The sequence below is a fragment of the Bradyrhizobium sp. SZCCHNS3052 genome (genome assembly GCF_032484495.1).
GTDB lineage: Bacteria > Pseudomonadota > Alphaproteobacteria > Rhizobiales > Xanthobacteraceae > Bradyrhizobium.
This window is the reverse complement of sequence record NZ_JAUETB010000023.1, coordinates 15,958-28,257: the sequence shown is the minus strand read 5'-3', so window position 1 is coordinate 28,257 and position 12,300 is coordinate 15,958. Positions and strand designations below refer to the sequence as shown.

13 protein-coding genes are annotated in these 12,300 nt (G+C 65.3%); 4 read left to right on the top strand and 9 right to left on the bottom strand.

Annotation, left to right across the window (positions count from 1 at the left end; all coding sequences use genetic code 11):
* The first annotated feature begins 299 nt into the window (after positions 1-299).
* Positions 300-893 carry a hypothetical protein gene (locus QX073_RS34075; RefSeq protein WP_316193866.1) on the top strand — a complete coding sequence of 198 codons (594 nt, stop codon included), beginning with the start codon at positions 300-302 and terminating at the stop codon, positions 891-893.
* A gap of 83 nt (positions 894-976) precedes the next feature.
* On the opposite strand, the gene QX073_RS34070 is transcribed toward QX073_RS34075, so the two are convergent.
* Both QX073_RS34070 and QX073_RS34065 read right to left on the bottom strand, forming a co-directional pair.
* The gene (locus QX073_RS34070; protein WP_316193867.1) at positions 977-2,284 is read right to left on the bottom strand and encodes an NAD(P)H-dependent oxidoreductase; all 1,308 of its coding nucleotides are present in this window, start codon (positions 2,282-2,284) and stop codon (positions 977-979) included.
* Between the two features lie 96 nt (positions 2,285-2,380).
* Positions 2,381-3,181, bottom strand: a complete 801-nt coding sequence (locus tag QX073_RS34065) for a phytanoyl-CoA dioxygenase family protein (protein WP_315753795.1) — start codon at positions 3,179-3,181, stop codon at positions 2,381-2,383.
* A 209-nt stretch (positions 3,182-3,390) separates the two neighbouring features.
* Here QX073_RS34065 and QX073_RS34060 point away from each other — a divergent pair, with 209 nt between their 5' ends.
* On the top strand, positions 3,391-3,933 hold the full coding sequence (locus tag QX073_RS34060) for a methylated-DNA--[protein]-cysteine S-methyltransferase (protein ID WP_315753793.1): 543 nt from the start codon (positions 3,391-3,393) through the stop codon (positions 3,931-3,933).
* Positions 3,934-3,964: 31 nt separating this feature from the next.
* On the opposite strand, the gene QX073_RS34055 is transcribed toward QX073_RS34060, so the two are convergent.
* From QX073_RS34055 to QX073_RS34040, 4 genes are all read right to left on the bottom strand, one after another.
* Entirely contained in the window at positions 3,965-4,831 is an 867-nt protein-coding gene (locus QX073_RS34055) for an MBL fold metallo-hydrolase (RefSeq protein ID WP_316227082.1), read from the bottom strand.
* A 19-nt stretch (positions 4,832-4,850) separates the two neighbouring features.
* On the bottom strand, positions 4,851-5,465 hold the full coding sequence (locus QX073_RS34050; RefSeq protein ID WP_315753790.1) for a glutathione S-transferase family protein: 615 nt from the start codon (positions 5,463-5,465) through the stop codon (positions 4,851-4,853).
* A gap of 119 nt (positions 5,466-5,584) precedes the next feature.
* Positions 5,585-6,427 carry a fumarylacetoacetate hydrolase family protein gene (locus QX073_RS34045; RefSeq protein ID WP_315718081.1) on the bottom strand — a complete coding sequence of 281 codons (843 nt, stop codon included), beginning with the start codon at positions 6,425-6,427 and terminating at the stop codon, positions 5,585-5,587.
* A 77-nt stretch (positions 6,428-6,504) separates the two neighbouring features.
* A complete protein-coding gene (locus QX073_RS34040) occupies positions 6,505-7,368 on the bottom strand; it encodes an MBL fold metallo-hydrolase (protein WP_316176000.1) in 864 nt (287 codons plus the stop codon).
* A 116-nt stretch (positions 7,369-7,484) separates the two neighbouring features.
* On the opposite strand from QX073_RS34040, the gene QX073_RS34035 reads away from it, so the two are divergent.
* The gene (locus tag QX073_RS34035; protein WP_315718078.1) at positions 7,485-7,934 is read left to right on the top strand and encodes a DUF3775 domain-containing protein; all 450 of its coding nucleotides are present in this window, start codon (positions 7,485-7,487) and stop codon (positions 7,932-7,934) included.
* 293 nt (positions 7,935-8,227) lie between these two features.
* On the opposite strand, the gene QX073_RS34030 is transcribed toward QX073_RS34035, so the two are convergent.
* Complete coding sequence (locus QX073_RS34030; RefSeq protein ID WP_315753786.1) at positions 8,228-9,010, bottom strand: SDR family oxidoreductase; 783 nt, start codon at positions 9,008-9,010, stop codon at positions 8,228-8,230.
* A gap of 141 nt (positions 9,011-9,151) precedes the next feature.
* Positions 9,152-9,667 (bottom strand): CvpA family protein, encoded by a 516-nt coding sequence (locus QX073_RS34025; RefSeq protein WP_315718075.1) that lies wholly within the window; start codon positions 9,665-9,667, stop codon positions 9,152-9,154.
* A 110-nt stretch (positions 9,668-9,777) separates the two neighbouring features.
* Between QX073_RS34025 and QX073_RS34020 the strand changes: the two genes are divergently transcribed.
* A complete protein-coding gene (locus QX073_RS34020; protein WP_315718074.1) occupies positions 9,778-10,539 on the top strand; it encodes an SDR family NAD(P)-dependent oxidoreductase in 762 nt (253 codons plus the stop codon).
* 45 nt (positions 10,540-10,584) lie between these two features.
* On the opposite strand, the gene QX073_RS34015 is transcribed toward QX073_RS34020, so the two are convergent.
* Positions 10,585-12,186 (bottom strand): GMC family oxidoreductase, encoded by a 1,602-nt coding sequence (locus QX073_RS34015; protein WP_316227081.1) that lies wholly within the window; start codon positions 12,184-12,186, stop codon positions 10,585-10,587.
* Positions 12,187-12,300: the final 114 nt, after the last annotated feature.

The window sequence follows — 12,300 nt, the reverse complement described above, 5'->3', positions numbered from 1 at the left end:
CCAATGGTACTATGGCTCAAGCCCTGGGAGAGTAGGTCGCTGCCAGGCCTGCAAAGGACATCCCCTCTTCACAACCCAAAACAACAACGCCGCGCTGAAACCTCAGCGCGGCGTTGTTGTTTGTGCCGATGCCTGCGCCCCGTCGCTCGTTCGTCACGATGCGCTGTTCGCGTCGCAGGTGCTGCTGCACAACCGTGTGATCGGAGTCTCCGGAACCGATTCAGGCGCGGTTCATTCCCCAGAACGTACGCAATGCTGCGCTCTCTGTCGTCGTAGCCATTGTCCCACAGGAGATCTTCATGCGCATGTTCGTCCGGACCACCTTCTTCGCGCTGGCCCTTGCGGGCTCAGGAGCCGCGATGACGGCCATTACAACGCTTCCGGCACTTGCGCAGGCTGCCAAGGATTCGCCGGCCCAGCCGCCCGGACCCACGGTCAGCCAGCCGCCGCAGCTCAAGCAGATCGCGCTGACCGACCAGCAGATCGAAAACGTGCTGGCATCGCAAAAGGACATGGATGCCGTCACCGACAAGCTTCCCGAAAACGCGCCGCCGGACCAGAAGGTGGTGACGCAGCTCGATGGCGTCGCCAAGAAATACGGCTTCGCCAGCTATGACGATTTCAACATCGTCGTCGACAACATCAGCCTGGTGATGGGCGGCATCGATCCGAAGACGAAAAAGTACATCGGTCCCGAAGCCGTCATCAAGCAGCAGATCGATCAGGTCCAGGCCGACACGAAGATGAAGCCCGACGACAAGAAGCAAGTCCTCAGCGATCTCAACGCGGCGCTGAAGGCGAAACCGCCCGAGGTCGAGAACAAGGGCAACATCGATCTCGTCCTCAAATACTACGACAAGCTCGCCGCGGCGTTCGGCGAGGACGACAACTGAGCCCCGGACGTCACGTGAACTCGGGCCCCGGCCTGTTGGTCGGGGCTTTTGATTGACCGTGAGAGGTCATGCGCGGGAGCGAATCAGCGCGCGAACGTCCTTTCCATCTCTTTGCGGGTCGCGACGATATCCTTGTCCATGTCGTCGACGTCGACGTCGCTCCACCGCACGACTGAACCATGAGCAACGTCGTCGGTGAGCTTCACGCGATGCGCCAATCCGATCGGCAGCGCCCCAAGCTGGAGGCTCTTACGCGCCGGAATCACCTTGCCCCAGACCGTGTAGCCGCCCTCACCATCGAGCATCTCGCCGGCGCGCAGATCCTTCTTGGCGACGGCGACGACGTCGCCGCGGAAACCGAGCGGCTGTCCGGTCGGCTCGCGCCGCAGCGCCGCCGACAGCACCGAGACGTTCAGCTCCAACCCGATCAGGTGATAGGGCTTGTACATCGCCGCATAGCGGCCGCTGGCGTCCGTCTTCAGGCCATATTGGCGGAAGCAGTCCGCGGCGTAGTCGCTCGGCGCCTCCAGCACGACATAGACGCCCCAGCGCAGATCGCGAAACACCGGCCGTCCGTCGCGCTCCAGCGATGACACCACCTCGACCATGCCCGATCGTTCCAGCACGCCGCCGCGGTCGCGCGGGCGCAGGACATGGGGCAGATCATCGACACCGCAGGGGGGAAACAGCAGTCCGTCCGTGGGCACGTCGAGCCCCGTCGCGTTGGCGATCGCGGCCATCTCGATGGCCGACTTGGTGCCGTCGAGGAAGGAATTGAACATCTGCGGATTCATGCCGGCGGACTGTGCTTCGCCCGCCGTCAGCCCATAATGCTGCCAGACGCCATCGGGCGTCACGTCGTGATAGGCCGGCAGATATTTCGTGCCCTTGCCGGCCGCAACCACGTGGAAGCCGGTCGCGCGCGCCCAGTCGACGAGCTCGGCCGTCAGCGCCGGCTGGTCGCCATAGGCCAGTGAATAGACAACGCCCGCCTTGCGCGCCTCTTCCGCGAGAAGCGGCCCGGCCAGCACGTCGGCCTCGACATTGACCATCACGATGTGCTTGCCAGCCTTGATCGCGGCGCGCGCGTGGCGGATGCCGGCAGCAGGGTTGCCGGTCGCTTCGACAACGACGTCAATGCCGTCACCCGTCGCCTTCGAACCGTCGGGGCTGAAATTCGTGCGCGCGATCAGCTCGGCGCTCCAGCCGACCGTCCGGCAAGCGTCGCGGGCGCGGTCGGGATCGAGGTCGATGATGACGGGGACCTCGAGGCCCGCGACGTGCGGCACCTGCGCCAGGAACATCGAGCCGAACTTGCCGGCGCCGATCAGTGCGACGCGCACAGGCTTGCCGGCGGCGGCGCGGGCTTGGAGGAGGGCGTGGAGGTTCATTGAAAGATCCAGTGTTTCTTCGACGCAGGTCGATGCGGCCAATACTCACGCGTCAAGCCCGGGCATGACGACCTGTTAGATGATGGAGTGCGAGCCTCACTCCGCCGCCTCGCGATGGGCGCGAGCGAGCTGCAGCAGCGCGTCATCCGGAAGCATCGCGATCGGCGTGAAGTCGCGATGCGCGATGTACTCCGGCCGCGTCGGGGTGCGGATATGGTTGGAGACGGCGTTGAGCGTGAGGTACACGATCTTGCGCGGGTAAGGCGTGATGTTGCCGGCGGAGCCGTGCACAAGATTGCCGTGGAACATCAGCATGCCGCCGGGCTTTCCGGTCGGCGCGACGATGCCGCCTTCCGCGACCAACCGCGTCACCGTCGCCTCGTCCAAGGTCCACAACGGATAGGACGTTGTCGCGAGATCATGCGACGCCTCGAGGTCGCCGGCATGCTGGCTGCGCGGCACCAGCATCAAGGGGCCGTTGATCGGCATCACCTCGTCGAGAAAGATCGCGATGTTCATCGCGCGCGGCTCCGGCATGCCGTCGTCGCGCTTCCAGGTGCCGTAGTCCTGGTGCCATTGCCAGACATCACCGGTGAAGGCCGATTTGGCGTTGATCTTGAACTGATGCATGTAGACCTTCTCGCCGAAGATCTGCTCGATCGGCTCGATCATGCGCGGATGCGCCGCGAGCACGCGGAAGGCGTCGTTGTAGAGGTGGGCGGCAAACGCCGTGCGCGGCGCGCCGCTCTTCTCGCGCCAGACCTCGGGACGGTTAGCCGCATAGATCGCCTCGGCCTCGCGGGCGAGAAAGGCGGTCTCCTCGGGGCTGAACAGCTCGGGCAGGAACAGCCAGCCCTCGCGGTTGAAGAATGCGATCTGCTCCGGCGTCAGCTTCATGGCCGTCTCCCTCGCCTTGGTTTCCTCGGATGAGGCGCCCGCTCTTTGCGCCGGGCTGCCCCTGCGCCGTGCTCCCATCCTTTCGGCCTGCCGATGGACATCACGGTGCTTCCGCTGTCGACATTGGCAGAATCCGGGTGGATCGCAACATTCTCCAAGCCTAATTTGACTGGCAGATGATACGGGGCAGAGCGGCGATGGAGTCCGTCATGTCAGAGCAAAGCTTTGCAATTTTCGAGACCGCGATCGGCCCTTGCGCCATCGCATGGGGAGCGCGCGGCATCAATGCGGTGCAACTGCCGATGGGCGGCGTCGCGCAGATCCGCATCCGGATGCAGCAGCGTTACGAAGGCATCGGCGAAGCCGAGCCGCCGCCGCATGTGCGGCGCACCATCACGCGGATCACGGCGCTGCTTGCCGGAGAGCCGGATGATCTCAGCGATGTCGACCTCGATCTCGACGGCGTCAGCGCGTTCCAGCGCGGCGTCTACGAGATCGCGCGCCGGATCCCGCCGGGCCGGACCCTGACCTATGGCGACATCGCCAAGCAGCTCGGCGGCGTCGAGTTGTCGCGCGAGGTCGGCCAGGCGCTCGGGCGCAACCCGTGCCCGATCGTGGTACCCTGCCATCGCGTGCTGGCGGCGGGCAACAAGCCCGGCGGCTTCTCCGCCAATGGCGGTGTCGAGACCAAGCTGAAGATGCTGGCGATCGAAGGCGCCGCGGTGAACCATACGCCGAGCCTGTTCGATTGACGGGCGCGGTGACCGGCGCCGCGCCCGTGTCTCAGACCGCCTCGCAGGCGAAGCCGTTGCCCTTGCGGGTAATGCGGCCGACCGAGGGCGACGGGAAGTGCGCCGTGCAGCACAGCGTCGACGTGTCGCAATAGCGCTCGAGAAAGGCGCGGCGCGTCACCTCGGCCTGAGCCGGGTCGACGTCGAATCTCGGTGACAGCTCGGGAAAGCTGAGCTGCAGCGGCGTGTGGATCAGGTCGCCGGCGAACACCGCATCGTCTCTGCCCCTGCCGACGGCGACTGCGATATGGCCGGGCGTGTGGCCCGGCGTCGGCAGCAGCCGGACATGATCACCGATCGCGAATGCGTCGCCGACGATGTCGGCGCGCTTGGCCTCGACCACCGGCAGCACGCTGTCGGCGAATGGAGGCACCTCGGCCTTGGCATTCTGCGCCACCCAGTAGTCATATTCGCGCTGCGCGAACACGTAGCGCGCATTCGGGAAGGTCGGCACCCAGCGGCCGTTGTCGAGCCGCGTATTCCAGCCGACATGATCGGTGTGCAGATGCGTGCACATCACGACGTCGATGTCGTCGACCGATACGCCCGCGGCCGCAAGCGCAAGCATGTAGCTGTCGTCGGTCTTCATGTTCCAGACCGGCCGCGCGCGCGGCTTGTCGTTGCCGATGCAGCTGTCGATCAGGATGGTGTGGTGAGGCGTCCTCACCACGTAGGACTGAAAGCACAGGATCAGCGTGTCCTGCGCATCGAGGGCACCGGCCGCCTGCAGCGCGCTGCGCTCTGCCGCCAGCATCTCCGATGTCAGCTCGGGAAACATCTCACGCGCCGGCAGGAACGTGGTTTCCTGCTCGATGATGCGATGAATGGTCGTGTCTGCAACCGAGAACGTCAGCGTCACGGCAGCTCCTGTTCAGGGATCAAGCCGCCGGCGGCACCGAGATCTTCACCGATTCGCGTTCGAGCATCTTGTTGTGGAACGCGTCGAGTGCCGGAAATGCCTTGCGCCAGCCGCAATCGGCGAAGCGGAAATCGGCATAGCCGAGTACGCAGACGAGTCCGATCGCGACGATGTCGAACGGGCGTGTCATCAAGTCGGGCTGCGCATTGAAGCGCGCCATGCCCATCCAGGCCCTGTTCCAATGATCGTCGGACCAGGCCTGCCAGCGGAGGCCCTCGGGCCGCACCATCGCCTCGTAGCGGCATAGCAGCATGGAATCGAGCATGCCTTGCAGCATGGAATGCTCGCTCTTGACCTTCCAGCGCGACGGGCCGGAAGCGGGGATCAGCTTGTTGCCGCCGGCGAGCTCGTCGAGATATTCGACGATCACGTAGGAATCCAGGATCACGTCGCCATTGTCGAGGATCAGCACCGGCAGCTTCTTCAGCGGCGTGATCTTCGAATACTCCTCATTGGCCTGGCCCGGCACCACGGCTGCAGGCACGAATTCGAGCCGGTCGATCAGCCCGAGTTCGATGGCAGCGATGCGCACCTTGCGGGCGAATGGCGAGGCGGGCGAGAAGGTGAGTTTCATCGGAAGTGTCCTCTGGCTGGTCATTCCGGGGCGATGCGAAGCATCGAACCCGGAATCTCGAGATTCCGGGTCTGGCGCTACGCGCCATCCCGGAATGACTCACAAGTCGATATCGCGCCTTACGCCTCGATGATCTCCTGGCGCTGCTCGCCGAGGCGCTCGATGCCGAGCGTGACGACGTCTCCGACATTGAGGAAGGTCGGCGGCTTCATGCCCATGCCGACGCCGGGAGGCGTGCCGGTGGTGACGATGTCGCCGGGCAGGAGCGTCATGAACTGCGAGACGTAGGAGATGCACTTCGCCATCGAGAAGATCATCGTCGCGGTGGTGCCGGTCTGGCGGCGCTGGCCGTTGACGTCGAGCCACATCGACAGGTTCTGCACGTCTGGAATCTCGTCCTTGGTGACGAGCCACGGACCTACGGGACCGAACGTGTCGTGCGACTTGCCCTTGGTCCACTGGCCCAGGCGCTCGATCTGGAAGTTGCGCTCGGAGACGTCGTTGCAGATCGTGTAGCCCGCGATGTGGTTCAACGCCTCGGCCTCTGAGACGTATTTGGCGCGAGTGCCGATGATGGCGGCGATCTCGACTTCCCAGTCGAGCTTGGTCGAGCCGCGCGGCTTCTCGACCTGATCATAGGGACCGCACAGCGCGGTGTTGGCTTTCAGGAAGAAGATCGGCTCGGCCGGGATCGGGTTGCCGGTCTCCTTGGCATGGTCGGAGTAGTTGAGGCCGATCGCCACGAATTTCGAGATGCCGGTGACAGGGGCGCCGAGCCGCGGCTTGCCGGCAACGGCGGGCAGGGAGGCCGGATCGAGCGCGGCGAGCTTCTTCAGCGACTCCGGCGCATAGGCCGCGCCATCGAGGTCCTTCACATGCGCCGACAGGTCGCGCAACTGGCCGGATGCGTCGATCAGGCCCGGCTTTTCCGCGCCCTTCTCGCCGTAGCGAACAAGCTTCATTGGTTTCTCTCCCTCAATTCCCTGGTATTCCAGAGCCCTGTCATGGAGCATGGCGGGAGGAAATTCAACCTTGCGGGCTATGCGTCGCCGCTGCCCTGTAATGCCTCGAAGCGGAAGGCGGCGCCGTCCCGCCGGATATGGCCGGCATGGAAATGGCCGCCGATCACCAGCGTCTCGGTGTCGGCAAAACGCGAGAACAGCGCCCGCCGGGTCGCGATCGCCTGCGCCGGATCGGAATCGACCGTCGAGCTCCAATCGAGACGCGCCATCTGGCAGGGATGGTGGGCGACGTCCCCGGTGAGCACGGCCTCCGCGCCATCCGAGCGGATGTGCAGGCTGACATGACCCGGGCTGTGCCCCGGCGTCGGGATCAGGGTGATCTCGTCGGTGATCACCGCTTCGCTTCCGACGAACTCCGCGCGTCCGGCGGCGACGATCGGCTGCACGGAATCGGCGAAGGTCGCCGTCTCGTCGGCGGCCTCGCTGTGATCGCGCCAATGCTCATATTCGGTGCGGCCGAAAACGTAGCGCGCATTGGAGAAAGTCGGGACCCAGCGGCCGTCGACCAGCCGCGTATTCCAGCCGACATGGTCGACATGGAGGTGGGTGCAGATCACCATGTCGATGCTGTCAGGCGGGAGGCCGGCAGCGCTCATCGTCTCCAGGAACGGTGTCGTGCGGTTGTTCCACATTGGCACGCTGCGGCCCTGCTTGTCGTTGCCGAGCCCGGTGTCGACCACGATCCGCATCGTCGGTGTTTCCAGCACCAGGGTGTGGATCGACATCTTCAGCCGACCTTCATCGGTCGCAAAATCGGGCGTGAGCCAGGACAGCTCGCGGATCGTCTCGGGTGTTGCCTGCGGCAGGATGAAGCGGGTGCCGCCGACGGTCTCCAGCTCGACGAATTTGGTGACCCTGACCCGGCCGATCGTCCAAGACATGCGCGCTTCCTCGTCCTATTCTTGATGCCGGTCACGATGCCGCGCGGCTTGTTCCGGCGCAATGGATCAACTGCCCGGAACAGGCGTTGCTGCAGTCCGTCCATGAGGAGAACGCCATGCCAGAGCTGACGATATCGCCCGAGAAGGTCGCCTTCCTGATCGAAAAGGCGCGCGAGTTCGACGTCAAGGAGCAGGCGACCGATGAGGAATCCGGCTCGAATGCCGTCGATGACGACATGGTCGACGTGCTCCAGGATAGCGGCGATGATCCCGTGGTGCGCGAGATCACCGGCTTCATCAACGCGATGACCGAGGACGAGCAGACCGATCTCGTCGCCTTGATGCGGCTCGGCCGCGGCGACGGCGATATCGACGAGTGGGACGATCTGCGCCGCGAGGCCGCCGGCCAGCGCGACCGCCACACCGCGCGTTATCTGCTGGGCGAGCCGATGCTCGGTGACCTGCTGGCGGAGGGCCTCGATGCGTTCGGCATCGATTGGACCGAAGGCCGCACCACGGCGGATTCGTCGAGCCCAAGCCAGCGCGACGAGGACGAGAAGCGGTAGGTCGTTCGGAAAGGCAGAGTCGCTGTATTCATAGCGCGGATGGCAAACAGAACTCACAGCTTTATTAGTTGGATTCGAATTCCTATTGCGCCGGCACTGCGCTCCCTCGCCCCGCTTGCGGGGAGAAGGTTGGGGTGAGGGGGACTCTCCACAGACACCGCGTTCGCGGAGAGCCCCCCTCACCCGGATTGCATCTCGCGATGCAATCCGACCTCTCCCCGCAAGCGGGGCGAGGTGAAAGCCCGGGATCGGCGTAGCAGGTTTCCGCGCCAGACCGCCCAAGGAAGTCTGTCTTACAGCGTGCCTGGGAAGGCGCCGCCGTCGAGCAGGATGTTCTGGCCGGTGATGTAGCCGGCCTTGGCGCCGCACAGGAAGGCGCAGGCGAGTCCAAATTCCTCGGGATCGCCGAAGCGACCTGCAGGGTTCGTCTTGGCGCGGTCGGCGAGGATCTGCTCCGGCGTGACACCGCGCTTCTCGGCCTCGCCCTTTGCCGTCGAGAGCAGGCGGTCGGTCTCGAACGGCCCCGGCAGCAGCGCATTGATCGTGACGTTGTTGATCACGGTCTTGCGCGACAGGCCGGCGACGAAGCCGGTGAGGCCGGCGCGGGCGCCGTTGGAGAGGCCGAGAATGTCGATCGGCGCCTTCACCGCGGCCGAGGTGATGTTGACGATGCGGCCGAACTTGCGCGCCATCATGCCGTCGACGGTCGCCTTGATCAGTTCGATCGGCGTCAGCATGTTGGCGTCGAGCGCCTTGATCCAGTCGTCGCGGGTCCAGTTGCGGAAATCGCCGGGCGGCGGGCCGCCGGCGTTGTTGATCAGGATGTCCGGATCCGGGCAGGCCTTCAGCACGGCGGCGCGGCCCTCGGGCGTGGTGATGTCGCCCGCCACTTCCGTGACGGTGACGCCAGGATTGGCCGCGCGGATCTCGGCCGCGGTCTTCGCCAGCACTTCGGCGCCGCGCGCCGTGATCGTGACATGTACGCCTTCATTGGCCAGCGCGATGGCGCAGGCGCGGCCCAGGCCCTTGCTGGAGGCGCAGACGATGGCGCGGCGGCCCTTGATCCCGAGATCCACGATTGATCACTCCGATATGTCAGTGAGGCTGGAAGAAAGATGGGTGCATTCTAGCCAACCGAATTGCCGCTGATAAGAGCAGCCGGCCTGTGCCGAATTGCATGGCTCGCTATGACGGGAGAGGCGGCGCCGCCGTGTCCGTCAGATGCGCCGTTCCTGCTTCAGCCGGTCGATCAGGCTTGCGAGCTCCGGAGGCAGCGAGCGGAAGCCTTTTGCGCCTGCGAGCGAGAGCATCGGCCGCAGGCGTGATCCCTCGAGGAAGCGCGGCTGACGCTCGGGGGGAACGATCCTGTCGAACACCAGCACCAGCGTGGTCGCGACCATGCCGGTGCGCACGGCGCCCAGCAGAGCGCCGCCGAGCCGGTCGCCAAAACCGGCCTCGGAACCGATCGCTTCGTCGAGCAGGATGCGGCCGATCTTGCCCAGCGCCATGCCGATGACGACGAAGGCGGCGAAGAACTGCAGCCAGTTCTGTGCCAGCGGAGTGCCGTGCACGTCGCGCAGTTGCGGGCTCATCGCCGCAACCGCGCCCATCGCCAGCGGCATCGCGAGCAGGTAGGCCAGAATCGTGATGGCGCTGCGCAACAGCCCGGTCGAGAAGCCGCTGTAGACGGCAACCATCAGTGCGGCACAAGCGGCGAGGTCGAAAGCGTTCATGGTTGCTCCGCCGCGGTTGTAGGCCGGGCCCGGTAAACGATTCCGGTTTGCGCTACTTCAAATCGTCTGTATCAATGCGCCGCAACAAATGAGCAATCGTGGGAGGAACCATGTCCGAGCTGTTCGACGTCAGCCGCGAGGTGATCCTGATCACCGGCGCGAGCCAGGGGCTCGGCCGGCAGTTCGCCCGGGTTCTATCGGCACGTGGCGCCGCCGTCGCGCTCGCGGCACGCCAGACCGGCAAGCTCAAGGCGTTGGAGGCAGAGCTCAAGGCAAGGGGTGGTCGCGCCGCCGCGGTCGAGATGGACGTGACGAGCATGGCATCGATCGTCAGGGGCATGGATGCGGCCGAGGCCGCGCTCGGACCCGTGACGGTGCTGATCAACAATGCCGGCATTGCGGTAGAGAAGCTCGCGGTCGAGCAGAGCGAGGCGGATTGGGACGCCGTGATCGGCGCCAATCTGAAGGGCGCCTATTTTGCCGCAACCGAAGCAGCTCGGCGCATGGCCGCGCGCAAGACCGGCGGCAACATCATCAACATCGCCTCGGTGCTCGGCTTCAGCGTCGTCAAGTTCATCTCGCCCTATGCGATCTCCAAGGCCGGCGTGGTGCAGGCGACCAAGGCGCTGGCGCTGGAGCTCGCGGCGAGCGGCATCCGCGTCAACGCACTGGCGCCCGGCTACATCGACACCGACATCAATCACGAGGTCTGGGAGACGCCGGCAGGCGAGAAGCTGGTCAAGCGGATCCCGCAGCGGCGCGTCGGCCACGAGAGCGACCTCGACGGCGCGATCCTGCTGTTGGCGTCCAACGCCTCGCGCTACATGACCGGCAGCGTCGTCACGGTGGACGGCGGCTTCCTGCTGACGTGAGGCCCTGCTGATCGGCAGGTTGATTTCCCTCGATGGCGAGCGGTCTCAGCCTTTCAGCTCGCGCTTGATCATGTCGGCGGCCTTCTCGCCGATCATGATGGTCGGCGCATTGGTGTTGCCGCCGATCAGGGTCGGCATGATCGAGGCGTCGACCACGCGCAGGCCGGACATTCCGCGCACCTTCAATTCGGGATCGACCACGGCGAGCGGATCGTCGACGCCCATCTTGCAGGTGCCGACAGGATGGTAGACCGTATCGACGCGGGCGCGCAGGATGGCGCGGATGTCGTCGGCGGTCCTGACATCCGACGTGAACAGGTCGCGCTTGCCGAGGCTGCGCATCGCCGGCGTCTGCATCAGCCGCAGCGTGGTCTTGTAGCCGGCCACCATGGTTTCGAGATCGTCGGCCTCGCCCAGGAAGTTGGGATCGATCAGCGGCGCGGCGAGCGGATCGGCATTCTTCAAGCCGACCATGCCGCGGCTCTTCGGCCTGAGCAGGCAGAAATGGCAGGAGAAGCCATTGCCGTGGCGCTTGCGGCCGTGATCGTCGGTGACGGCCATGCCGAAATGCAACTGGATGTCGGGCACGTCGAGATCAGGCCGCGTCTTCAGGAAGCCGCCGCATTCGGCGAAGTTCGAGGTCAGGACGCCGCGGCGCTCGCGGCGATATTGGCCGATGCCCGCCAGCAGCCGGCGCAGGCCCTTCGGCGACAGCGAAGAAAAGTTGGGGTTGTCGGAGGTGTAGGCGAAGATGAAATCCGGATGGTCCTGCAGGTTCTGTCCGACACCTGGCAAATGGTGGACGCCGGCGATGCCGAGCCGCGCCAGGGCGCTCGCGTCGCCGATGCCCGACAGCATCAGCAATTGTGGGGTCTGGAACGCGCCGGAGGCGAGGATCACTTCGCGCCGGCAGCGGATCTCCTTGACCTCCTTGCCCTGGCGATACTTGACGCCGACCGCGCGCTTGCCCTCGAACAGGATCATCGACGCATGCGCCGAGGTCTCGACCCGCAGGTTGCTGCGGCTGCCGAGATGCGGCTGGATGTAGGCCCGTGCCGCGCTCCAGCGCTCGCCATTCTTCTGCGTGACCTGATAGAGCCCGAGCCCTTCCTGCGTGTCGGCATTGAAATCGTCGCGGACCGGAAACTGCGCTTCGCGCGCCGCCTGGAGAAAGATGTCGTGCACGGGATTGTCGGTGCGCAGCCGGCTGACCGGCAGTGGTCCCGATTGGCCGTGATACGCGCCGTTGAACTCGGCGTTGTTCTCGGCGCGCTTGAAGTAGGGCAGCACGTCGTCATACGACCATCCGGTGTTGCCGAGGGAAGCCCAATGATCGTAGTCGGCGCGGTGGCCGCGGATGTAGACCATGGCGTTGATCGCGGAGGAGCCGCCGAGCCCGCGGCCGCGCGGCTGATAGCCGCTGCGCCCGTCCAGGCCCTCTTGCGGCACGGTGGTGAAGGACCAGTTGTTGACGGGCCCCGCGACCATCAGGAACAGCATGTAGGGCGTGGTCACGATCCAGTTGTCGTTGCGTCCCCCGGCGTCGAGCAGCGCGACGGATGTCGCCGGATCTTCCGACAGGCGGCCGGCAACCGTTGCGCCGCCGCTGCCGCCGCCCACGACGATGAAATCGACCTCGTCCGTCACGCATCTCTCCCTGATGTTTGTTTTGCTTGTTGTTCGAATGTCGTTCCGGCGGCGCGCGGCAGGTGGCGAAGTCATTTGCGCTGAGCGTCGAACTCGGAATCGAGAGTTTGATCT